The sequence below is a fragment of the Pseudomonas sp. HLMP genome (assembly GCF_046365545.1).
In the GTDB taxonomy this organism is placed as follows: Bacteria; Pseudomonadota; Gammaproteobacteria; order Pseudomonadales; family Pseudomonadaceae; genus Aquipseudomonas; species Aquipseudomonas guariconensis_B.
In genome coordinates this window covers 3,793,417-3,815,452 of record NZ_JBDLLR010000001.1, presented here as the reverse complement: position 1 = coordinate 3,815,452, position 22,036 = coordinate 3,793,417, and the positions used below count along the sequence as shown (strand labels likewise).

The window sequence follows — 22,036 nt, the reverse complement described above, 5'->3', positions numbered from 1 at the left end:
TATGCAGCGTATTTCAAGCTGGACGGACCTGGTCGCAGCGCTTGGCCGCTTTCGCTACGGCAGTGTTGTCGGTGGTGTGCCGCCGACACCGCTCAAGGCCGAGTGGCTGAACATGGTCCAGGAAGAGATTGCCCATGTTGTTCTGGCGGCGGGCATCGAGCTGGATGCCGAGCAGGAAGACCAGCTCAAACAGGCGATCGTCAAGATGATCGGGGCATACCTGCCCTTGTCGGGCGGTACCTTGACGGGCCTTCTCCGGGCCACCAAAGGCGTACGAACGGCCAAGGGGTTGCCGGCAGCCGGCAATGCCAGCGAGGTCGGCTATGGCTTTTCCGGTGACGGTGATACGGGCTTGTACGCTGTCGGTGGGACCGACGCAGACGGCTCGGCCCTGGTGCTGGTGGTCGATGGTGCGGAGGTGCTGCGCCTGAGAGGCGATGGCAGCCTGGTCATCGATGGCGCTCATGCGCCATACCACACTGGCAACAAGCCCTCGATGCTGGCAGTGGTGTACCCCGTGGGTTCGATCTACATGAACGCGAGCGTTGCCACCAACCCGGCCACGCTGCTGGGATTCGGCACCTGGGCGGCCTTGGGGACTGGTCGCATGCTGATTAGTGCCGGTAGCGGGACTGATGCCCGAGGCGAGGAAAGGGCGTTTGCCCTCGGCAGCACCGGCGGTGAGTACGGCCATGTATTGACCATTGCCGAAATGCCGGAGCACGACCATACCGTCCCGCAAGGCGTCACCGCCGGGCCGTCGGGTGAATACACCTCTGGTGATGACATGACTAGCCAGGTGGCGACCAACCCGCCATCAGGATCGACCGGCGGTAGTCAGGCGCACAACAACATGCCGCCCTATCTAGCTGTGCACATGTGGCGGCGTACCGCGTGACCTATTCCAACACCAACCCGCTTCGGCGGGTTTTTTGTGCCTGGGAGGCATGAATGACAGACGTTGTATCGATGGAGGCCTACGCTGGCCAGTTGTCGGAAGCGGCGGCGAAAGCCACAGCTGTTGCAGCTATCCAGCATCAGGTTGCCCACGGCGATGAGCAAACCGATGTGCTAACTGAGTCGGGCTTGGTGCCCTCACTGGCTAAGCAGGCGGTGCTGTCGCAGAAAAAGGTAGCCGCTGCACTCGAGGATGTTGCTGTCCAGATGGCTGGTGCCATGGTGTACGCAACGATCGCCCAGGGGCTCGCCGCGTCGGTCAATGGCGGCTACTTCAGTGTGCCATCCGAGCAAAGCACCCAGTACATCAACCTGTACCGTAACAGCAACGGAACAGCCTTGCTGATCAAGACCTATCCGTCTGTTCAGGCCCTGGATGCTATCGGCAAGATGCTGTCGCAAGTGGTCACCACTGCGGTCGAGCAAGAGTTGTTGTTCATCGCGGATGGTGATCAAGAAGCGCGGATGGTGGAGTTAACCGACAAACGGTTTAGCACTCCGGCGTTCGATATTCGGGGTGACAGCAATGCCACGGTGATCGGTGATGGTGAAGGGGCGGTAACCCTGTATTCGGATGATCGGCGAACCATTGTCGGCCCGCTTGAGATTCAAGCCACTGACCTTCCTGGCTTGTTTTCGGTGGATGGAGAAGGGGCGCTGCTGATGCCCAGTCTTCTGGAGCAAGCCGGGGAGGCCTCGGAGCAGCCCTTGTCACCATTTGCCAGCGGGTTGATGTTTGCGCCAACCATCGCAACCGCTGAGATCTACGATACGCCCGTTTACGTGCGAAACATGATTCCTGAGCGTACGCGTGCTGATGAGGTGCTGGCCAATGTGGCCAGTACGACCACCGATGCGATTGAGTCCGGCGAGTGTCTCAAGTTGAGCGCTGCCCGTTTCGGGGCTGCAGCCGTGCTCAAGCTGCGGGAGCGGAGCGTCGACAGCACGTCCAGGATCATGCCGTTGAAGCTGGTCAATGTCCCGGTCCAGAACCCGGTGGTGCCGGTCAAGATTTTGATCATTGGTGACAGTATCGCAAACCGTCAGGGCGGACAGTTCTTGAGGCAGTTCCTGGAGCTGCTCGGCTTCGCACCCACCTTTATTGGTACCCTGCCGGGCTCGGCGAAGTCCAATACTGCCAATGACACCAGCGGTGAACTGGGCGAGGCGCGGGAGGGCTGGGAAACGGGTGACTTCACCAATGCCATCACTGACCGAGTCATTGTGGTTCAGCCTGGAGAAGAGGCCGCCTACCAGAGCATGTCGAAGCCTGATAAGTGGCCACGCAATCCATTCCTGCGTGCGGCCGTGGAGTCAGACTCTGCAGATATCGTCCGTAATGGCTATGTGTTCGACCCTGCTTTCTACCAGGCGCGTTTTGCATTGCCGACGCCTGACATCGTCATCAATGCGTTGGGGACCAATGACGTGCGCGACCGTGCAGCCGGTTCGATTTATGACGTTGTACTCGCCAACGACACGTTAATGCACAACCAGATTCGTTCGGCCTGGCCAAACGCAAAGATCATTCGAACGTTCCCGGGTACTGCCTACGAGAGCTTCCGCAACGAGCAGTGGCTTCGGAAGTACTTGCCCATGTTGCGGGCCATCCAGCAGTCCGCAGCTGACCGTGGCGATAGCAAGTTGGTCATCGCGCCACTCTGGGCCATGACCGATCCTGAAGGCGGCTATGCCTATCCGGCCGGCCAGACGGGTCTTGATGGTTTCCGCGATATCAATTGGAGCGACGCCATTCATCCCATCGGTGCAGCGCGCATCAATCTCTACAAAGCCTTCGCTCCTTATGTGGCGGCGGCAGCACTCAACCTCATCTGAACAAGGAATACAGTTATGGGCCTGAAACTGATTGCAAATGACGCTATCGCTCCCTGGAACACTAAGGTTGTTCCGCCGGTGACACGTGGTCTCGAAGCCTGGTTCACCTTCGACACCGATGCTTCGCGCTTCACCTTCAACCGCGCCATCGGCAAAGCTGATGCCGAAATGGTCGGTGCTCCGGTGGCGTACCCGACCCATGGTCGCTTCAAGGGCTTGACTAACTATCTCAAAACCAAGGTGCCTGACTCCGATGAGTTGACCATTATTACTGTGGGGCGTGCTGTTGTGGAGCCAACCGATACGGCCGATGGTGTGATGTTGGTCAGCAACTACATCGGTAACGCGGCAACGCCGGGTTATACGGGTAACTCCTACGGTGCAAGCGTGTATGCCGTCAGCTCGCGAATGGTGGCTGCCGCCACCCGTGATAATGCCGCTGGCGGGCAAACTTCATCACCTGTGACGGACACTAGTGATTTCGCGACCAACTGGGCTATTCGTGCGCTTCGGGCGAAGTCTGGTGAGTTCAACCAGAATTTGAACTTCACCAAGAATTCTGTATTCAACGGCGCTAACAATCGGGGACGCGTCCTTGCTGACACGCTGTTTCGTATTGGTAGCGCCACCACCGGCTATGCGGGTGAGGTTGATATCTCGGCGGTGGCGATCTACTCAGTTGCGCTGACTGATGACGAGTTGGCTCAGGTAGCGGCGTTGATGCGTCGGCGCATGGCTCGACTCAACATTGCCGTGTGATCCTCGGTCACGTGCCACCCCGGGCCGCCTAGAGCGGCTTTTTTGTGCCCGCATTTCCTGTGATGCGGGCTCTTTAATCGGAGCAAGCATGTCTATCACGATTCAACAGCTGCAGCAGATCCTTCCCAACGCCGGCCGCCAAGCCGGCGTTTTTGTTCCTGGCCTCAACGCTGCGATGGGCAAGTACGGCATCGTCACTCGCTTGCGGATGGCAGCGTTCATTGCCCAGGTCGGCCATGAGTCGGGCCAGCTCCTGTACGTGCGTGAGCTGGGCAACGACAAGTACCTGTCGAAGTACGACACCGGCCGCCTGGCCCAGCGCCTGGGCAACACGCCCGAGGCCGACGGTGATGGTCAGAAGTATCGAGGTCGCGGCCTGATCCAGGTCACTGGGCGGGCCAACTACGAAGCCTGCAGCGAAGCGCTGTTCGGTGACAGTCGCCTGCTCAGCACGCCTGAGCTGCTCGAGCACCCGGTGTACGCCGCGATGTCGGCTGGCTGGTACTGGCACAAGAACGGCCTCAACAGCTTGGCCGACAAGGCCGACTTCCTGGCCATCACGAAGCGCATCAATGGCGGTACCAACGGCCTGGAGGATCGCAAGGCGCTCTACCAGCGAGCGCTACAGGTGCTGCAGTGAGGGCGCTGGATTGGCGTCTGGCCTGCCTGGCGCTGCTGCTGGGCTTGGCCCTGGGTGGGCGTGGCGCCTGGTTGTGGCAGGCCAACACCTACGGCAAGCAGCTCGCCGACCAGGCGGCGGACTACGGCCGCCAGCTGGCGGCAAAGGACCGCGATCACAGCCGTGAGCGTGAGGAGGCCGCTGCGGCGGCGCTCGATCAGCTGGCAGAACAGCAGGGCGCCCGTCGCGCCCTGGAAGCCCGCCTGCAGGAACAGAACCAGGCACACTGGAAGGAGATGAACGATGCTCAACAAACTCAGGCTCGCTTGCGTGACAGGCTTGCTACTGCTGACCTGCGGCTGTCAGTCCTTCTCGACGCCGGATCCCTTGTCGCCCAGGGTTGTGACGGTGGGCTGCGAGAAGCCACCGGCGCCGGAAGCCTGGTTCATGGAGCCGTACGTGCCGAACTTGACCGAGCGCATGCTCAACGAATTGTCGCCATCACCGACGAAGGCGACCGGGGGCTGATCGCATTGCAGGCCTGCCAGGCCTACGTGCGTGAAGTCACCAAGTAATAAAGAGGCGAGCCGGGTGGATGCGCCAACATCCAGCCCGGCCATCCTTCCTGTGAGCCATCTTGTTGCGGTAGCATTTTGCCACTTTCGACAAAGGAGCAATTGAAGTGGAAGGAGTAATTTCGCTGGTCGGCTTTGCGCTGTGGATTGGCGTCTGGGTACTGATCGTGCGACGTAGAAAGAAGATGGGTCTATTCGCTGCGAACCTGGTGGGCGCGATTGCTGGGTTTGTGGCATTTGCGGTGTTTGCTGGGGTGTTAATGCCGGAGCCTAGTGCTGAGCAACTCCAGGCTCGAGTCGAGGCGCAGCGTCTTCGCGATGAGCAAGATGCAGCCGAAAAGGCCAGGCGGGAGGTAGAAAGGGCTGAGGCTGAGAAGAACAAGGACCGATCAGACGTGGCGGCTATCATCTGCGGAAACTACGTTGAGCAATCGCTAAAGGCGCCCAAGAGTGCGGATTTTCCATGGGATAAAGCGGCGGGTGGTACTAGGTCGCTGGGTGATCAGAAGTATTTGGTCCGCTCCTATGTGGACGCACAAAATTCTTATGGCGCCCAGTTGCGCAATTGGTACGATTGCACGATTCAATACAAGTCTGGGAGTGATGCGGATCCGCGCAGTTGGCAGCTTTTGGCGCTGAAGTTCAACCCGCAATAGATCAGTCACTCAGTTGAATTCCAGAAGCGCCCAAGCCCTATATTTATAGGGCTTGGGCGCATTTTCTCGTTCTTGCTGCAGCACAATCGGGGTGTGCAGTTCATCTGCCCTAGGCTTAGCCTGTGCATGGTCTACAGAGGGGATATGCGGCAGGCGTCCACAAATGCCTTTCCTGCTATGGTTGGATTTATTCGATTATAACTTTCCCCGCCACCCCAGGTGAGTGCTGGAGTTATGCAGCCCAAGCGAGCGAGATTACTGAGAGATAGCAGTACCTCTCGTCCGGGAGGGGCAGACTCTGTTGTGGAGTCCTCTGCTATTCGCGCTTGATCAGGTAGGTCGCTTGTAATTACGCCCGTGTGTTGACTGTCCTCGAAGGATAGTGAGTAAATTGCGTCTAGCACGCGAGCATCAAGACTAGTCAGCTGCTCTAGTATCACTGTATAGGAGCGTCGTATCTCGCCATCGAAGTTTTCGTTTGCTGCATTCACGAGCAGCGCGGCCCACCGATCTTGGATATCGTCGTCTTCCTCCAGTGTGGCTCCCTGCAGCAACGGGAGCATGAGCTTCAGAGGAACAGGACGGCTGGGAGTTGTAAGCCCCGCTTGGGCCATTAGTTCCTCGGCCCTTTGCGCTAATCGAATGGAGCGCTCCCAGCGAAGGTATTTTAATTTGTCTTCAAAAATTCCAAGTCCTTGCTCAAGAGAGCCGGAAATGAACTTTGAGATAAAACCTCCTACTTCCCGAGCGGCCTCGATAGCCTGACTGGTTGTCTTTGCAACCTCTTGCAATGCTTTGGCTTGTTCGTCCATAGGTATCCCGTGCCTTCGGAGGGGTTGATATCAGCCGCGGGCGTAGAGGTTCAGGTCAGAATTCAAGCAATGCCCTGAAAGGGCTAGCGGCTGTTGCTTGATCAGAGTGGAGTGTAGGTCTCCCGAGCAGAATCCTGCAATGACGGTGTCTCGATTGGTACAAAAGTGGTACTAGTAATTAAAGCCGTCGGCTGCAGCCCTTGTAAATAATGGCCTGCGAGGAAGCTATGTCCAATCCATCACGGGGGAGAGGTTTCGTAGGACGTTAGGAGGCGGGTGGTGTTGGGGGTGGCTGCACCGGTAGCTGATTAGGCATGAGAGCAGCTTAGGCCGCTGAGAGCGCATGCCGCAGCCTATACTCCCCAGACCGTCTGGACGGAGCAGTCACCCGTGAAGCGCACCTTGGAAGGAATGATTCTCGCCGGCGAACCGCTAATGCAGCAGGCGATCGATGCGTTGCGTCGGTATCACGAAGCCGAGGACTCTGGTGCGGCGTCGGAGGAGGTCGAGCGCCTACGGCTGCTGGCAGAGTCGCTGTATCAGGCCGTGACGGACTATCAGTTGTACGCGCTGGGGCATCAGGATTTGGTTCGCCACTAGATTGCGGCTAGACATTGTTTTCGGGGGCGGGATTGAAGGTTGGCAGAGTGTCGGGGGAGGCGTCTAAAACAGCGCTGATGGCCCTTGCCATTACTGGGCGAAAACGGACGAAACTTGAGAAAAAGTATTAGACGTGGAAATAGTGTAGGCCGCATGTCTGGCGGCCTGCACTCGAATTTTAATGCTACTGCTGCATCATCGGGGTATGTGCGGAAAAATCTGAAATTGCTTTGTTCATCAAGGGCTTATGAAGCTTGTCTCAAATGTGTGGGGCAAATTTGGGGCTTTGCATCGAAGGCGATATTGCCCTTCACGATGATGGGTTCAGCCGGTTCATCAGGCAACGATGATGCTGATGGCGGGAGGGATTATCTCCGCTGCCTTGCAGGGTAGGGAGGTTACCACGGGAGCGCCAATTTCAGCACGGGAAACCCAGGCGTGCGTCCATCTGCCTGGCAAGAAAGCGAATGCCTCAGCCTGGGCTGGGGCATCGATCGCACAGGGATTTCTTTTATGCACCTAATCAGGATCAGGCGGCGGATGGCAACGAGAAAAGCATCCTCGTCGCCAGGTAGGGCCAGACCTGGCATCCACCACCTGCAGCCTGACCCCGTAGCAGACTTCAGCCTCGCTTCCATACCACCGGGAACCAGTCCTCGCGCATGCGCTCGCCATCGGTAAGGCCGATACCGGGGAAGGGCGGCGAGGTGCGGCCCGGGCGCTGTACATAGCGCACGTCATCCCCCAGGAAGCGGGTGGAGAACGCCCGTCGCCTGCCCGTCCCGGCGTTGCCCGCTGCGCCGTGCACGGTGCGGAAGTCGAAGACGATGGCGTCGCCAGGCTCCAGCTCCGGCGAGAGGATCTGGTATTCGCCGTTCTCCACGTCGGGCATGTCCATGAACAGGTTCTGGCCGTCGGCATCGGTGGCGCCGTAGAAGTCCTGGTTGCTGGCCCAGCGCTTGGGACGCACCGGCTTGGGCCAGCGATGCGAGCCGAGCACCACGCTCAGGGTGTTTTGCCGGGTGACCGGGTCCAGGGGGATCCAGTAACTGGCGGTCTGCAGGCCGTCGACGCAGTAGTAGGGCAGGTCCTGGTGCCAAGGGGTGGGCTTGGCGGTGCCGGGCTCCTTGACCAGGATGTGGTCGTGGAATACCTGCACCTGCTGCGCGCCCATCAGTTCGCCGGCCAGCGCTGCCGCGGGGGAGTTGATCACGAAGTCCGTGAAGGCGGGAATGCGCTGCCAGTTGCAGTAGTCCTCGAAGAACCGTCCGCCCTCGCCGGCGTCGACGTTCTCGATGGCGAAGGCGCTGGGTTCGGCCAGGTTCTGCTCGAAGCCTTCGCGCAGGCGTTCGACCCAGTCCTTGAAGACACCGCGCAGGATCACTGCGCCATCACGCTGGAAATCTTCGATATGGGGATTCACGGGGCAACCCTCTCGTTGTGGTCGTGGCACCAGCATCGGGTGCCGGAGAGGGCTGGGTAAATCACAGAATTCCTATTCGCCACTATAGCTATTCTGTATGCCCCGCCTTGTTGTCTTGCCTCCCGATTGGCCGGTTAATAGCCCTGCGCCCTGCGGTTTCCGGGCCTTGCGTGACGCCTTCCACGGCAGCCCGCGCTGCCGGCCAAGAACAAGAACAATGAGGAGCTCCTGGGATGAACGAGCACAACAACCTGCGACGGGGCCTGAGCACCCGGCATATCCGCTTCATGGCGTTGGGGTCGGCGATCGGCACCGGGCTGTTCTACGGCTCGGCGTCGGCGATCAAGCTGGCCGGGCCATCGGTACTGTTGGCCTACCTGATCGGTGGCGCGGCCATCTACATGATGATGCGTGCCCTCGGCGAAATGGCGGTACGCAACCCGGTGTCCGGTTCCTTCGGGCTGTACACCAGCCAGTACCTGGGCCGCTACCTGGGCTTTCTCACCGGCTGGAGCTATGCGTTCTCCATGCTGGTGGTGTGCCTGGCCGACGTCACGGCCTTCGGTGTCTACATGGGCCTGTGGTTCCCCGATACGCCGCGCTGGATCTGGGTGCTGGGCATCGTCTGTTTCATCGGCGCGCTGAACCTGTGCAGCGTCAAGGTGTTCGGCGAGATGGAGTTCTGGCTGTCGTTGCTCAAGGTCACGGCCATCGTCGCGATGATCCTGGCCGGCGGCGCGGTACTGCTGTTCGGCATCCAGCTGGGCAATGGCGCCGAGGCGGTGACAGGGTTTTCCAACCTGTGGAGCCATGGCGGGTTCTTCCCCAATGGCGTCGGCGGGATGATCGCCTCGTTCACCGTGGTGATGTTCGCCTTCGGTGGCGTCGAGATGATCGGCATCACCGCCGGCGAGGCCAAGGACCCCAAGCGTGTGCTGCCCAAGGCGATCAATTCGGTGCCGCTGCGTATCCTGCTGTTCTATGTGTTGACCCTGCTGGTGCTGATGGCCATCTATCCCTGGACCAACATCGGCAGCCAAGGCAGCCCCTTCGTGCAGATCTTCAGCGGCCTGGGCATCGAGTCGGCGGCGACCCTGCTCAACATCGTGGTGATCTCGGCGGCGGTGTCGGCGATCAACAGCGATATCTTCAGCGCCGGACGCATGATGTACGGCATGGCCCAGAACGGCCAGGCACCCGCTGGTTTCGCCCGTCTGTCGCGCTTCGGCGTGCCCTGGATGACCGTGCTGGTGATGGGCGTCGCCCTGCTGCTGGGGGTGGTGCTCAACTACCTGGTGCCTGAGAACCTGTTCCTGGTGCTCGCCGCCGTGGTGACCTTCTCCATCGTCTGGGTCTGGCTGATGATCCTGCTTTCCCAGGTGGCCATGCGCCGTGGCATGAGCCGCGAAGAGGTCGCCGCCCTGGACTTCCCGGTGCCGCTGTGGCCGGTCGGCCCGGCCTGCGCCATCGTGTTCATGCTGTTCATCTTCGTCGTGCTGGGCTGGTTCCCGGACACCCGCATGGCCATGTACGTCGGGCTTGGCTGGCTGGCCCTGTTGTCCCTGGGTTACTGGCTGTGGGGTGCGCGCCAGCCACGCCCGGCGCCAGCCAGCGCATGAAGGCGTAGCCTGCAGGCATCAGCCATACAGGCCTTAGATCGCGAACAGCTCGCTGGCCCAGCGCAGGAATGCCTGGGCCGCAGGCGAGGGGCGCATGGCGCCGGATTGCGCCAGCACCACCGACTGCGGGCTGACCGCCTCGCGCAAGGGCCGGCACGCCAGTGGCCGGCCATCGTAGCTCTGGTCTCCCGCCGGTCGGGTGCACGACAACGCCACGCCATAGCCATGGGCGACCAGCCCACGCTGCATCTCGAAGGTCTGGGTCAACTGCTGGGAGCGTGGTTGCAGGTCATGGGCCCAGAACAGCGAGAGGAAGTACTCGCGGGTTCTGGCGATGTCTTCGAGAATCAGGCATTCCTCGGCCAGGTCGGCCAACGACACCTGCTCCTGGCGGGCCAAGGGATGATCGGCCGGTAGCAGGGCGTAGGGCGCCACTTGCGCCAGCACTCGCCGCTCGACCTGTGGATCGAGGCCCACGTCGTAGGTCAGCGCCAATTCCGCCTTGCCATCGTTCAGGCGCCGGTTGACCCCGGCCAGGTCGGTCTCGAGCAGGGTGATGGCGACGTCCGGGTGGCGCTGGCGAAAGCCGCTGAGCAGGCGCGGCGCGTACCAGGGGCCGAGGTCCTGGAAGCAGATCAGGCTCAGGTTGCCTCGCAGCACTTGCGGCTCGTCTCCGGCGCTACCTATGCCTGCCGCCATGGCCAGGATCTCGCGGGCCTGCTCGAGCAACTGGCGCCCCGCCGGGCTCAGTTCCAGGCCACGGCTGGCCTGGCGCAGGAACAGCTTCTCGCCAAGGATCGCCTCGAGCTGGGAGATCGCCAGCGACACCGAGGGTTGCGAGATATGCTTGGCTCGCGCTGCGGCGCTGACGCTGCCTTGTTCGGCGGTAGCCACGAAGTATTCGAGTTGACGGAAGGTAAAGCCGATCATTGTTGTTCTTGTCCTCTCTTCCTGGGACGGCATCGGGTACCGAGCGTACAGGGAATTCTCCGGTTGTGGGGTGCGAGGCGGGAAATCGCCTGCATGGATTGCATTTGCCCGGCAGCGCATCCATCATGCATGGTATGCAAAAACGCAACGTAGCCACCGTACTCAGAGCACTGCTCGACCGCCACGGCCTGTCACCGACGGAGCTGCACCGGCGCACGGGCGTCCCTCAATCCACCTTGTCGCGCATCCTCAGCGAGAAGATCGTCGATCCGTCCGACAGGCATGTGTCGAAGATCGCCAGCTACTTCGGCGTGAGCACCGATCAGTTGCGTGGTCGTGCCGAACTGGGCGAGCCCCGTGCGCCAGCGCTGCCGATCCATGGCCATGCGCAATTGAGCGACATTCGCCTGTGGGACGACGAGACCCCTGTCGAGGATGACGAGGTGTCCGTTCCTTTTCTTCGTGAGGTCGAGTTGGCAGCAGGGTCAGGGAGATTCGTCATCGAGGAAAGCGAGAAGGCCCGCTTGCGCTTCGGCAAGCGCAGCCTGCGCCACAACGGCGTGCAGTTCGACCAGGCCAAGTGCGTGACGGTGCGGGGCAACAGCATGCTGCCGGTGTTGCGTGATGGCGCCACGGTGGGGGTCAACACCGGCAGGTGCGCGATCGGCGACATCATCGATGGCGACCTCTATGCCATCAACCACAACGGCCAGTTGCGCGTGAAGCAGGTCTATCGCCTGCCAACGGGCATCCGCCTGCGCAGCTTCAACCGCGACGAACACCCCGATGAGGACTACAGTTTCCAGCAGATGCAGGAGGAGCAGATCAGCCTGCTCGGCCATGTATTCTGGTGGGGCATGTACGCCCGCTGACTCCCTCCCACTTCCTGAAAACCCGCCTCGGCGGGTTTTTCGTCTCCAGGGGGGCCGATATCGCGCCTGTAAATATGATGAAATGCATTGACTGTATATGCGTTAATGCATAGATTTGTTTCGCATCAGCTGACATCGGTTGTTACATGGGGCTCGACCGCTGGGGGAATTGCCTCGGCTACAGGCCAGGCGTCGTTACGCCGAGTTCGAAACACAACCGGCCCGTGGGCAATGCCGATGGGCCTTGCAAAGGAGGCAGGACAGTGGCGAACGAGCAGCAGGTGTTGCTGGAGCTCCCGCTCTGGCTGGTAATCGTCCTGGCGGTGGTGGGTGGTCTTTGCGGCGAGATGTGGCGAGCCGACAAGGCCGGTGCGCGCGGCTGGTCGCTGGTGCGGCGGTTGGCGTTGCGCTCTGGAGCTTGCATGGTGTGCGGGGTTTCGGCGGTGATGTTGCTCTACGCCAGCGGCGTGTCGACCTGGACCGCCTGCGCCTTCGGCTGCATGACCGCCATGTCGGGAGCCGATGTAGTCATTGGGTTCTACGAGCGCTGGGTGGCCAGGCGGCTGGGGTTGCGTGAGGCGTCCCAGGCTGACGAACCATAGAGGGAAGGCCATGGAGCCGGCAGGTGACGCTTGCGCGAGATCGTCCGCTACCCACTGAGGGGCGAACCCTTGCCTGGGGAGGCCAGGGTGGTAGGGTAATGCGCAGTCTTCAAGGAGCCCGCCATGGACCCGATCACCGTTCTCTCCACCCGTCTGGGCGAACACCTGCGGCGCTTCAATGCCCAGGTGAGCACCGCCGAATCCTGCACCGGCGGCGGCATCGCCGAGGCGATCACCCGTATTCCCGGCAGTTCGGCCTGGTTCGAGGCCGGCTACGTGACCTATTCCAATGCCCAGAAGACCCGCCAGTTGGGCGTACCCGAGGCGCTGTTCGCCCAGGTCGGGGCGGTCAGCCAGGAAGTGGTCGAAGCCATGGTCCGCGGCGCCCAGGCCGCCAGTGGGGCGCGCTTCGCCGTGGCGGTCAGTGGTGTGGCCGGGCCCGACGGCGGCTCGCCGGCAAAGCCGGTGGGTACCGTGTGGCTGGCCTGGGCCGATGGTGAGCACGTGACCAGCGAGCGCCGGCACTTCGATGGCGACCGCGAAGCGGTACGCCGACAGACGGTGATCGCCGCGTTAGACGGCTTGTTACAGCTTGGCGCGGAGTAATTGTCGACTGGGGGTTTGCTCGAACGCACCGCTGTGGAATAATACTGGCTACTTATACAGTTATTCCGGCCGATCAGGGCCAGTCGATCACGTGAGGATTTCAATGGACGACAACAAGAAGCGCGCCTTGGCTGCGGCCCTGGGTCAGATCGAACGCCAATTCGGCAAGGGCGCGGTCATGCGCATGGGCGACCACGAGCGCCAGGCCATCCCGGCCATCTCCACCGGTTCCCTGGGCCTGGACATCGCCCTGGGCATTGGCGGTCTGCCGAAAGGCCGTATCGTCGAGATCTACGGTCCGGAATCCTCGGGTAAAACCACCCTGACCCTGTCGGTCATCGCCGAAGCCCAGAAGCACGGCGCCACTTGCGCCTTCGTCGACGCCGAACACGCCCTCGACCCCGAGTACGCCGGCAAGTTGGGCGTCAATGTCGACGACCTGCTGGTATCTCAGCCGGACACCGGCGAGCAGGCCCTGGAAATCACCGACATGCTGGTGCGTTCCAACGCCGTGGACGTGATCATCGTCGACTCCGTGGCGGCCCTGGTACCCAAGGCCGAGATCGAAGGCGAGATGGGCGACATGCACGTGGGCCTGCAGGCCCGCCTGATGTCCCAGGCGCTGCGCAAGATCACCGGTAACATCAAGAACGCCAACTGCCTGGTCATCTTCATCAACCAGATCCGCATGAAGATCGGCGTGATGTTCGGTAGCCCGGAAACCACCACCGGCGGTAACGCCCTGAAGTTCTATGCCTCGGTGCGCCTGGACATCCGCCGTACCGGTGCGGTCAAGGAAGGCGACGAAGTGGTGGGCAGCGAAACCCGCGTCAAGATCGTCAAGAACAAGGTCTCGCCTCCGTTCCGTCAGGCCGAGTTCCAGATCCTCTATGGCAAGGGCATCTACCGCAACGGCGAGATCATCGACTTGGGCGTGTCCCAGGGCCTGGTGGAAAAATCCGGTGCCTGGTACAGCTACCAGGGCAATAAGATCGGCCAGGGCAAGGCCAACGCTGCCAAGTACCTGCAAGAGAATCCGGCCATCGCCGCCGAGATCGAGAAGCAGATCCGCGAGAAGCTGCTCAACGCCGGTGCCGTCGCCGCTGCTGGCAAGGCCGCTGCTGCCGAAGCCGATGCCGACGACATGGCTGACGCCGACGCCGGTTATTGATTGGCCCTATGTCCGCCGTACTCGACACCCCCGTCGCCGTCCGGCGGACCGCCATGGACCTACTCGCTCGTCGCGAGCATGGTCGCGTCGAGCTGACACGCAAGTTGCGTCAGCGTGGCGCACCGGATGAGCTGATCGAGCAGGCGCTCGATCGGCTTGCCGAAGAAGGGCTGCTCAGTGAAGCCCGCTACCTCGAGAGCTTCATTTCCCATCGTTCCAATGCCGGCTATGGCCCCGCGCGTATTCGCGAGGAACTTGGCCAGCGTGGCCTGAACCGTGGCGATATCGACCAGGCCCTGCGTGAAAGTGGGGTGGACTGGGCAGCCCGGTTGCAGGATGTCTGGCAGCGCAAGTTCGCCGGGCAGCGTCCCCATGATCCCCGCAGCCGGGCCCAGCAGACCCGATTCCTCGCCTACCGTGGCTTTTCCATGGAGATGATCGGCCGCCTGCTCAGCGGCCGAGGTTTCGACGATTAGCCTGCTGGCTCAACTGACTTTCAAGGCCTCCCTGGCGCGCTGGGTCGTATGCATTGGCTGGGGTTTGGCCCAGTTTTCCGGAACATTGATGAAGTCCACCAGCTCACGCAGGCGCCCCTGGTCGCGGCCATTGAAGGCGAAGGTCAGCCGCGTCAGGTGGCTGAAATTACCCACCTCGTGTTCGATCCCACTGTCAGGCTGCTGGTGGTATTTGCCGCTCAGGCGCAGGTCGGCGAAGCCTTCCTGGATATCGTAGAGTGCAGCCTCGCTGAGCGGATGGTGCATGCGGATCACGAACTGGTTCTTCAGCCAGCGGCTGGAGTGGTAGTTGCTGTAGAATTGGTTGATTTCCTCCACCGCTTCGTCGGCGCTGTGCACCAGGCGCAGCAGCTTCAGGTCGCTGGGCAGGATGTAGCGGTTCTCTTCCAACTGGCGGCTGATGAAATCCAGTGCATCGCGCCAGAAGGTGCCGCCCGGCGAATCCAGCAGTACCACCGGTACCAGAGGACTCTTGCCGGTCTGGATCAGGGTCAGCACCTCCAGCGCCTCGTCCAGGGTGCCGAAGCCGCCTGGGCAGAGCACCAGGGCATCGGCTTCCTTGACGAAGAACAGCTTGCGGATGAAGAAGAAATGGAAGGGCAGCAGCTTGTCGGTACCGTCGACAGTGGCATTGGCATGCTGCTCGAACGGCAGGGTGATGTTGAAGCCCAGGCTGTGTTCTGTGCCCGCGCCTTCGTGGGCCGCCGCCATGATGCCGCCGCCGGCACCGGTGATGACCATCAGGTCGGAACGTGCCAGGGTTGCGCCCAGCTCCCGTGCCAAGGCGTACATCGGATGTTCCAGGGGCGTACGGGCCGAGCCGAACACGGTGACCTTGCGCCGGCCTTTGTAGCGCTCCAGGGTACGGAAGGAATGGTCCAGTTCGCGCAGGGCTTGCAGGGTGATCTTGGCGTTCCAGCGATTGCTGTCGTCGTGGGCCATGCGCAGGATGGTCAGCATCATGTCGCGGTAAAGCGGCAGGTTGGGGCTGTTCGGCGCGACCAGTTGCAATTGCTCCTCGATCTTGCTCAGGTCGATGCCGTTGTCCCTGAAATGGTTGAACAAGAGTTCGTTCGGTTGGTAAGGCATTCAACGTCTCCTTCTGCAGCAACACCTCTTGACCGGGCCGATGGCGTGCTCCGATCGCGACACTGCGTGTGTCGCCGGCTGCTGTGGCTCGAGTGTGCATCCCGAGCATTGCAGTAGGCCTTCAAGGCCATGGTGCAGTGGTAGGAAGTCCATCATGTTGTCGTTGTCCCAGGGCCAGCATACCGCGTCCTCGACGTCTCCTCGCACGCCGGAAAATGTACGGGTATTCGCTATCAATCTAGACCCTGGCACCTGATCGTGCCGGGGAAGGTGTGCACGACACCACGGCGCTTACCTTCGGCACCTGCGTCGCCCTGACCACTGGTCGGAAGGGATCCAACTACCGTGGGGCTTTGGTTAACTGGGAGTGCGAAAAGGTCTCGATGCAGGAGGTGGCAGTATGCGTCGGCTGGTCATCGAGGTGGACGGGCGGCTGTACCAGCTGCTGGAGAATGCGGCCCGGGCCAATCACCTGAGCCTGGAGGCCGAATGCCGGCGCAGGCTGGAAGGAGCAGAGCGACATTCACGCTACCTCCAGGCCCTGCTGGCCGAGCTGCGCGCCGATGAAGAACAGCGGCGCGCCAATGACAACGGTCGGATCGCCTGAGTTACTTCCTCTTGTTGCCGGCCACGCAGCTGGCGGCATCGAAGGCCTGGTCCATGACCGGCTGGTTGGTCTTGTAGACGGTGAAGCGGTAGACCATCACCGCCCCCTTGGACATCAACTGGCGGAACCCCGTGTTACGGCACACGCTGTCACCCAGCTGGCTGCGCACCTGCTCCGGATTGGCGCGCATCTGCGCAGCATGGCTTTCGCGCACGCTCAGGTGGTTGATCAACGCCTTGCCCTTCTCGACGGTGTAACCCTGGTCGAGGATGTCTTCGTTGATCGCGCGCGGTGTGCCGACACTGCTTTCCTTGGCAACCTTCTCCAGCATCTGGTTCAGCTCGTATTCCTGCTTGGAAGCCGCCTGGGCCGCCAAGGGCAGGGCGAGCAGCAGGCTCAGTGTCGGGATGATAAGGCGCGGCATGAATCTCTCCTGGTTCGATAACTGGCACTTTGACCTGCGCCGGCGGGCTGCGTTCCATGACGGCGCATCTGTGCCAGGTGGCGATTATAAGGGACCGGATTGCCGCTCTGCACGGCAAATGGCTCGGCCTCTGGTAGACTGGCGCTTTGTTTCCCGCCGAGTCGTCGCAGTGTCCATTCCTTCCCTGTCCAGAGGCTTGCAAGCATGAGCCATGCGGTAGCGCGCTTGCGCGCCGAACGCCTGGCCCGCAGCAACAAACCCTTCATCGCCCGCGGCTCGCGTGCGGTCCGCTGCCCGGATTGCCGGGTCATCGCCAGTCACTGCCTGTGTGCCTTGAAGCCCAGGGTGCAGGCCAACTCGGGCGTGTGCCTGCTGATGCACGACACCGAGCCGCTCAAGCCGACCAATACCGGCTGGCTGATCGCCGACCTGGTCGAGGACACCTCGGCGTTCGGCTGGCAGCGCACCGAGGTCGACCAACGCTTGCTGGCGCTGCTCGAGCAGCCCCAGTGGCAGCCCTATATTGTCTTCCCGGGCGAGTTCGTCGCCCCGCAGCGGGTAGTGGGCGATGTACAGTGCGAGCCGGGCAAGCGGCCGCTGTTCATCCTGCTCGACGCCACTTGGACCGAAGCGCGCAAGATGTTTCGCAAGAGTCCGTACCTGGACCGTTTCCCGGTATTGAGCCTGCAGGCCGAGCAGATGTCCCGCTACCGCCTGCGCCGCTCCAAGCGCGACGACCATTTCTGCACCGCCGAAGTGGCGGCGATGTGCCTGGAACTGGCGGGCGACCAGCACGCCGCCCAGGCGCTGGATGCCTATCTGGACGTGTTCAGCCTGCACTACCTCAGCGCCAAGCGGCACCTGCCGCTCGACCTGCAGGACGACATCCACCAGCGTTTGCATACCTTCCTATAGTCCAAGGGGCAGGCGGGGCGGATTGGTTCATACTGTCGGGGCTGACAGCCTGGGGGCGGGGGCGACCGGGCAATTGGCTTGACCGCCCGGACCGTGCTCGGCATCCTTGGCGCCGATTCGGGCATGACGAAGATGCCGTTACCCAGGACTTCGCCGCGCCGTCACGGCCGGCGGCCCTGCCGTTCGCGCCTTGAGTTGCCCGCCAGGCACTGCTTTTTATCCCTTCCTGCGCCTGGCACAGAACAGGATCCATAGATCGATGGCCACATACGAAATCCTGATTGCCGATGACCACCCACTGTTTCGCAGCGCCCTGCGCCAGGCCGTTACCCTCGGCTTGGGGGCGGATGTACGCCTGGTCGAGGTGGCGAGCATCGCCGAGCTGGAAGTCCGCCTGAACGAGAAGGCCGATTGGGACCTGGTCCTGCTGGACCTGAACATGCCTGGCGCCTATGGCTTCTCCGGCCTGGTCCTGCTGCGCGGGCAGTACCCGCAGATTCCGGTGGTGATGGTCTCGGCCCAGGAAGAGGCGGCCGTGGTGGTCAAGTCCCGCGAGTTCGGCGCCAGTGGCTTCATTCCCAAGTCGAGCAACCTAGAGGTGATCCAGGACGCGGTGAAGAAGGTCCTCGACGGCGACGTCTGGTGGCCGCCGCAGGCTTTCGACAAGGTCGACGTGTCGGCCGAGGCCAAGGCGGCCAGTGAAGGCCTGGCGAGCCTGACGCCGCAGCAGTTCAGGGTCCTGACCATGGTCTGCGAGGGGCTGCTGAACAAGCAGATCGCCTACGAACTGAATGTCTCGGAGGCAACCATCAAGGCCCACGTGACCGCTATCTTCCGCAAGCTGGGTGTACGCACCCGGACCCAGGCAGCGTTGCTGCTCCAGCAGCTCGAGTCGGTCTCAGGCGGCTAAGTCCCCGTGTATTCACGCTTTTTTGACCTGGGCTGGACTAGTCTGCTGGCCTTTTACCGGTGAAGTGACTCTCCATGTCGCCATTCAAGGGCCAGACCGGCCTCAAACGTATCCTCAACGCTGCCGGCTATTCGCTGGACGGCCTGCGTGCCGCCTTCAAGGGCGAGGCCGCCTTCCGGCAACTGGTGCTGCTCAACGTGCTGTTGATCCCGCTGGCCTTCTGGTTGCCGGTCAGCCGCGCGGAGCGGGCGATCCTCATTGCCGTCTGCTTGCTGGGGCTGATCGTCGAGCTGCTCAATTCGGCGGTCGAGGCCGCCATCGACCGCATTTCCCTGGATCGCCACCCGCTGTCCAAGAATGCCAAAGACATGGGCAGCGCCGCGCAACTGGTGGCCTTGGGCATGGTGGCGTTGGTCTGGGGCGTGATCCTGTTGTGATCAGGCGATGGGCGGCAGGACGATCTCGTCGCTGCGCCTGACCCCCGCCGTGAAACTGCGGCACAGGTCGAGGAATTCGCGCATGGCCGAGGTCTGGTACTTCTGCTTGTGCCAGATGAAGTAGAACTGTCGCGCCAGGTCCAGCTCGGGGGTTTCCACCGCCACCAGGCTGCCGCGGCGGAAGGCGTCGCGCAGCGCCAGGCGCGAGATGCAGCCGATGCCCAGGCCTGACTCCACGGCGCGCTTGATCGCCTCGGTGTGCTCCAGCTCCAGGCGGATGTCGAGGTTGGCGCGGTGGTGGCGCATGGCCTGGTCGAAGGTCAGGCGCGTGCCGGAGCCCTGTTCGCGGAGGATCCACGCCTCATGGGAGAGCGTCTCGACGTCTGCCCGGCCGACCTTGGCCAGGGGATGCTGGGGCGCGCAGAACACCACCAGCTCATCTTCTACCCAGGGCTGCACTTCAAGGTCCGGGTGGTTGCAATCGCCCTCGATCAGACCCAGGTCAATTTCGTAGTGCGCGACTTGTTGCACGATATGTGCGGTGTTCTGCACATGGAGCTTGACCTGGCTCTCCGGGTGGCCCTGCATGAAACTGCCGATCAGCAGGGTGGCCAGGTAGTTGCCGATGGTCAGGGTGGCGCCGACCGAGAGCGAGCCGAAGCCTGACTTGCCATTGAGCAGGTCTTCGATTTCCTTGGCCTGGTCGAGCAGGGCGACGGCCTGGGGCAGCAATTGATGGCCCAGGGCGTTGAGGCTCAGCCGCTTGCCGGCGCGATCGAACAGCTGGCAACTGGATTGGCGCTCCAGTTCGGTGATCGAGGTGCTAGCGGCCGATTGCGACAACGCCAGCACGCTGGCCGCTCGCGACACGCTCTGGTGCTGGGCCACGGCAACGAAGACCTGGAGCTGGCGTAGGGTGAATCGCATATCTATATAACCGATAAGACATATCTTGATAATTCATTTAACAGATATTGTCGCTGCCCCTAAACTATCGCGCAACTGCGCGCTTGGTCCGCGCTGCGTCTTTCTTCAGGAGCCCCTTAGATGAGCAACATGAACCACGAACGTGTCCTCAGTGTGCATCACTGGAACGACACCCTGTTCAGCTTCAAGTGCACCCGCGATCCGGGCCTGCGCTTTGAGAACGGTCAGTTCGTGATGATCGGCCTGCAACAGCCCAATGGCCGTCCGCTCATGCGCGCCTATTCCATCGCTTCGCCGAACTGGGAAGAGCACCTGGAGTTCTTCAGCATCAAGGTGCCGGATGGCCCGCTGACCTCCCAGCTGCAGCACCTGAAGGAAGGCGACGAGATCATCATCAGCAAGAAGCCCACCGGTACCCTGGTCCTCGACGACCTGAACCCGGGCAAGCACCTGTACCTGCTGAGCACCGGTACCGGCCTGGCACCGTTCATGAGCGTGATCCAGGACCCGGAAACCTACGAGCGTTTCGAAAAGGTGATCCTGGTCCACGGCGTGCGCTACGTCAACGAGGTGGCCTACCGTGAGTTCATCACCGAGCACTTGCCGCAGAACGAGTTCTTCGGCGACGCGGTGCGCGACAAGCTGATCTACTACCCGACCGTGACCCGTGAGCCGTTCGAGAACCAGGGCCGCCTGACCGACCTGATGCGCAGCGGCAAGCTGTTCAGCGACATCGGCCTGCCTCCGATCAATCCGCAGGACGACCGTGCGATGATCTGCGGCAGCCCGAGCATGCTCGATGAGACCAGCGAGGTCCTCGACAGCTTCGGCCTGAAGATCTCCCCGCGCATGCGCGAGCCGGGTGACTACCTGATCGAGCGTGCCTTCGTCGAGAAGTAAGGCGAATGCAAAAAAACGCAGGCCTTGGTTTTGGCCTGCGTTTTTTTATTCTGCCTTTGGGTCGCCGCTGGCGCCGAAAAACTCAGCGATCCTGCACCACTTCCAGCACACGGATCTGCCCAGGCCGCGGGTAGTGCCAGCGCACCTGTACATCCCAGAACTTCACCCCATACACCCGCTCCACCGGCGGCACCTGGTAGGCCGGCCGCGGATCCTGGCTCAGGCATTGCTCGATCAACTCCACCAGCGGCTCGCCAAGGCGCAAGGCATGCGCCTTGGCCTGGGGTAGGGCGCTGTCGCTCCAGATCACGCCGATCGCTTCTGGCGCGTCGTCGGCCATCTGGTTGCTGGCCTCGGCGATGCTGTCGGCATAGGGTACATAGGGCTTGATGTCCAGCACCGGCGTGCCATCGAGCAGGTCGATCCCCGAAAGCAGCAGGCGCCCGGGCTCGACGCCCTCCAGGCGCACTACCGACTGGCCGATGCCGTTGGGCCTGTGGGTGGCGCGGGTGGCGAACACCCCCATGCTCTTGTTGCCACCCAGGCGGGGCGGGCGCACTTTCAGGCGGGGCTTGTCTTCCAGTGCCTGGTGGAACAGGAACAGCAGCCAGATATGGCTCACCTGTTCCAGCCCCGCCACCGCATCGCCCTGGTCGAACGGCGGCAACAGTTCCAGTACGCCGCGTGCCGCTGGCGCCAGGCGAGGCTGGCGGGGGATGGCGAACTTCTCCTTGAAGCAGGAGCGCACGATACCGACCGGCGAAACCGTATGCTGCATGGTCGTTCAGCCACGCACGCGCAGGGTCAGGCCCTTGAGGAAATTGCGCAGCAACTGGTCGCCGCAAGGGCGGTAGTTGTCATGGCCGACCTTGCGGAACAGGGCGCTGAGCTCGGGCTTGGACACGGGGAAGTTGGCCGCCTTGAGCACTGCGTGCAGGTCTTCTTCCTTGAGCTCGAAGGCCACCCGCAGCTTCTTGAGGATGGTGTTGTTGCTCACCGGCACCTCGATCGGCTGAGGAGGGCGGCTGTCGTCACGACCGCGGCGGTGGATCACCAGGCCATCGAGAAAATGCGCCATGACCCGCTCGGGGCAACGCACGTAGCCGGGCTCCTCTTCTTTCTTCAGGTAGCTGGCGACCGTCTCGGCGGAGACTTCGAGGCCGGTCAGCCCGATGATCTCGGCCATCTGGGCATCGCTGACCTTGAGCATGTAGCGCAGGCTGCGCAGGACATCGTTGTGGTTCATGCTGGGTGATCCTGTTCAGGTGCCACGCC

The 22,036-nt window shown here is 62.0% G+C and carries 26 protein-coding genes; 18 read left to right on the top strand and 8 right to left on the bottom strand.

Features of this window, described 5'->3' with window-relative positions:
• The first annotated feature begins 1 nt into the window (after position 1).
• The 6 genes from ABFA30_RS17565 to ABFA30_RS17540 all read left to right on the top strand — a co-directional run bounded on the left by ABFA30_RS17565 (position 2) and on the right by ABFA30_RS17540 (position 5,402).
• A complete protein-coding gene (locus ABFA30_RS17565; RefSeq protein WP_410045726.1) occupies positions 2-898 on the top strand; it encodes a phage baseplate protein in 897 nt (298 codons plus the stop codon).
• A 53-nt stretch (positions 899-951) separates the two neighbouring features.
• Positions 952-2,793, top strand: coding sequence for an SGNH/GDSL hydrolase family protein (locus ABFA30_RS17560; protein ID WP_410045725.1), 1,842 nt, complete (start codon positions 952-954; stop codon positions 2,791-2,793).
• Positions 2,794-2,808: 15 nt separating this feature from the next.
• A complete protein-coding gene (locus tag ABFA30_RS17555) occupies positions 2,809-3,552 on the top strand; it encodes a hypothetical protein (protein ID WP_410045724.1) in 744 nt (247 codons plus the stop codon).
• An 88-nt stretch (positions 3,553-3,640) separates the two neighbouring features.
• Positions 3,641-4,192, top strand: a complete 552-nt coding sequence (locus ABFA30_RS17550) for a glycoside hydrolase family 19 protein (RefSeq protein WP_410045723.1) — start codon at positions 3,641-3,643, stop codon at positions 4,190-4,192.
• The gene (locus ABFA30_RS17545) at positions 4,189-4,746 is read left to right on the top strand and encodes a lysis protein (protein ID WP_410045722.1); all 558 of its coding nucleotides are present in this window, start codon (positions 4,189-4,191) and stop codon (positions 4,744-4,746) included. The genes ABFA30_RS17550 and ABFA30_RS17545 overlap by 4 nt, the downstream gene beginning before the upstream one ends.
• Before the next feature lie 107 nt (positions 4,747-4,853).
• Positions 4,854-5,402: a hypothetical protein gene (locus ABFA30_RS17540; RefSeq protein WP_410045721.1), complete on the top strand. Its 549-nt coding sequence runs from the start codon at positions 4,854-4,856 to the stop codon at positions 5,400-5,402.
• Between the two features lie 131 nt (positions 5,403-5,533).
• Here ABFA30_RS17540 and ABFA30_RS17535 read toward each other — a convergent pair whose 3' ends face one another.
• On the bottom strand, positions 5,534-6,214 hold the full coding sequence (locus tag ABFA30_RS17535) for an Abi-alpha family protein (protein WP_410045720.1): 681 nt from the start codon (positions 6,212-6,214) through the stop codon (positions 5,534-5,536).
• 411 nt (positions 6,215-6,625) lie between these two features.
• Here ABFA30_RS17535 and ABFA30_RS17530 point away from each other — a divergent pair, with 411 nt between their 5' ends.
• Positions 6,626-6,814, top strand: coding sequence for a hypothetical protein (locus ABFA30_RS17530; RefSeq protein WP_410046051.1), 189 nt, complete (start codon positions 6,626-6,628; stop codon positions 6,812-6,814).
• 622 nt (positions 6,815-7,436) lie between these two features.
• Here the strand turns inward: ABFA30_RS17530 and ABFA30_RS17525 are convergent.
• A complete protein-coding gene (locus tag ABFA30_RS17525; protein ID WP_253102052.1) occupies positions 7,437-8,237 on the bottom strand; it encodes a phytanoyl-CoA dioxygenase family protein in 801 nt (266 codons plus the stop codon).
• Between the two features lie 233 nt (positions 8,238-8,470).
• Between ABFA30_RS17525 and ABFA30_RS17520 the strand changes: the two genes are divergently transcribed.
• Positions 8,471-9,856 (top strand): amino acid permease, encoded by a 1,386-nt coding sequence (locus ABFA30_RS17520; RefSeq protein WP_225787363.1) that lies wholly within the window; start codon positions 8,471-8,473, stop codon positions 9,854-9,856.
• A gap of 33 nt (positions 9,857-9,889) precedes the next feature.
• On the opposite strand, the gene ABFA30_RS17515 is transcribed toward ABFA30_RS17520, so the two are convergent.
• Positions 9,890-10,786 carry a LysR substrate-binding domain-containing protein gene (locus ABFA30_RS17515; RefSeq protein ID WP_253102055.1) on the bottom strand — a complete coding sequence of 299 codons (897 nt, stop codon included), beginning with the start codon at positions 10,784-10,786 and terminating at the stop codon, positions 9,890-9,892.
• A 125-nt stretch (positions 10,787-10,911) separates the two neighbouring features.
• On the opposite strand from ABFA30_RS17515, the gene ABFA30_RS17510 reads away from it, so the two are divergent.
• The 5 genes from ABFA30_RS17510 to recX all read left to right on the top strand — a co-directional run bounded on the left by ABFA30_RS17510 (position 10,912) and on the right by recX (position 14,513).
• Positions 10,912-11,658 carry a helix-turn-helix transcriptional regulator gene (locus ABFA30_RS17510; RefSeq protein ID WP_225787365.1) on the top strand — a complete coding sequence of 249 codons (747 nt, stop codon included), beginning with the start codon at positions 10,912-10,914 and terminating at the stop codon, positions 11,656-11,658.
• Between the two features lie 263 nt (positions 11,659-11,921).
• Positions 11,922-12,260 carry a phage holin family protein gene (locus ABFA30_RS17505; RefSeq protein ID WP_225787366.1) on the top strand — a complete coding sequence of 113 codons (339 nt, stop codon included), beginning with the start codon at positions 11,922-11,924 and terminating at the stop codon, positions 12,258-12,260.
• A gap of 123 nt (positions 12,261-12,383) precedes the next feature.
• Positions 12,384-12,866, top strand: a complete 483-nt coding sequence (locus tag ABFA30_RS17500; RefSeq protein ID WP_225787367.1) for a CinA family protein — start codon at positions 12,384-12,386, stop codon at positions 12,864-12,866.
• Positions 12,867-12,969: 103 nt separating this feature from the next.
• Positions 12,970-14,037 (top strand): recombinase RecA, encoded by a 1,068-nt coding sequence (gene recA / locus ABFA30_RS17495; protein ID WP_225787368.1) that lies wholly within the window; start codon positions 12,970-12,972, stop codon positions 14,035-14,037.
• Positions 14,038-14,045: 8 nt separating this feature from the next.
• A complete protein-coding gene (gene recX, locus ABFA30_RS17490; protein ID WP_225787369.1) occupies positions 14,046-14,513 on the top strand; it encodes a recombination regulator RecX in 468 nt (155 codons plus the stop codon).
• A gap of 9 nt (positions 14,514-14,522) precedes the next feature.
• Here recX and ABFA30_RS17485 read toward each other — a convergent pair whose 3' ends face one another.
• The gene (locus tag ABFA30_RS17485) at positions 14,523-15,641 is read right to left on the bottom strand and encodes an LOG family protein (protein WP_225787370.1); all 1,119 of its coding nucleotides are present in this window, start codon (positions 15,639-15,641) and stop codon (positions 14,523-14,525) included.
• Between the two features lie 400 nt (positions 15,642-16,041).
• Between ABFA30_RS17485 and ABFA30_RS17480 the strand changes: the two genes are divergently transcribed.
• Complete coding sequence (locus tag ABFA30_RS17480; protein WP_225787371.1) at positions 16,042-16,248, top strand: hypothetical protein; 207 nt, start codon at positions 16,042-16,044, stop codon at positions 16,246-16,248.
• A 1-nt stretch (position 16,249) separates the two neighbouring features.
• Here ABFA30_RS17480 and ABFA30_RS17475 read toward each other — a convergent pair whose 3' ends face one another.
• Positions 16,250-16,672 (bottom strand): quorum-sensing-regulated virulence factor family protein, encoded by a 423-nt coding sequence (locus tag ABFA30_RS17475; protein WP_225787372.1) that lies wholly within the window; start codon positions 16,670-16,672, stop codon positions 16,250-16,252.
• Positions 16,673-16,876: 204 nt separating this feature from the next.
• On the opposite strand from ABFA30_RS17475, the gene ABFA30_RS17470 reads away from it, so the two are divergent.
• The 3 genes from ABFA30_RS17470 to ABFA30_RS17460 all read left to right on the top strand — a co-directional run bounded on the left by ABFA30_RS17470 (position 16,877) and on the right by ABFA30_RS17460 (position 18,934).
• Positions 16,877-17,587, top strand: coding sequence for a tRNA-uridine aminocarboxypropyltransferase (locus ABFA30_RS17470; RefSeq protein WP_225787373.1), 711 nt, complete (start codon positions 16,877-16,879; stop codon positions 17,585-17,587).
• Positions 17,588-17,846: 259 nt separating this feature from the next.
• Positions 17,847-18,497, top strand: a complete 651-nt coding sequence (gene erdR, locus ABFA30_RS17465; protein WP_225787374.1) for a response regulator transcription factor ErdR — start codon at positions 17,847-17,849, stop codon at positions 18,495-18,497.
• A 74-nt stretch (positions 18,498-18,571) separates the two neighbouring features.
• Positions 18,572-18,934: a diacylglycerol kinase gene (locus ABFA30_RS17460; protein WP_225787375.1), complete on the top strand. Its 363-nt coding sequence runs from the start codon at positions 18,572-18,574 to the stop codon at positions 18,932-18,934.
• On the opposite strand, the gene finR is transcribed toward ABFA30_RS17460, so the two are convergent.
• Positions 18,935-19,861 (bottom strand): LysR family transcriptional regulator FinR, encoded by a 927-nt coding sequence (gene finR, locus ABFA30_RS17455; RefSeq protein WP_225787376.1) that lies wholly within the window; start codon positions 19,859-19,861, stop codon positions 18,935-18,937.
• 120 nt (positions 19,862-19,981) lie between these two features.
• On the opposite strand from finR, the gene fpr reads away from it, so the two are divergent.
• Positions 19,982-20,761 carry a ferredoxin-NADP reductase gene (fpr, locus tag ABFA30_RS17450; RefSeq protein ID WP_225787377.1) on the top strand — a complete coding sequence of 260 codons (780 nt, stop codon included), beginning with the start codon at positions 19,982-19,984 and terminating at the stop codon, positions 20,759-20,761.
• An 82-nt stretch (positions 20,762-20,843) separates the two neighbouring features.
• On the opposite strand, the gene tsaA is transcribed toward fpr, so the two are convergent.
• Together tsaA and ABFA30_RS17440 are read right to left on the bottom strand one after the other, a co-directional pair.
• Positions 20,844-21,539 (bottom strand): tRNA (N6-threonylcarbamoyladenosine(37)-N6)-methyltransferase TrmO, encoded by a 696-nt coding sequence (gene tsaA, locus ABFA30_RS17445; protein ID WP_225787378.1) that lies wholly within the window; start codon positions 21,537-21,539, stop codon positions 20,844-20,846.
• Between the two features lie 6 nt (positions 21,540-21,545).
• On the bottom strand, positions 21,546-22,007 hold the full coding sequence (locus ABFA30_RS17440; protein WP_225787379.1) for a DUF1456 family protein: 462 nt from the start codon (positions 22,005-22,007) through the stop codon (positions 21,546-21,548).
• Positions 22,008-22,036: the final 29 nt, after the last annotated feature.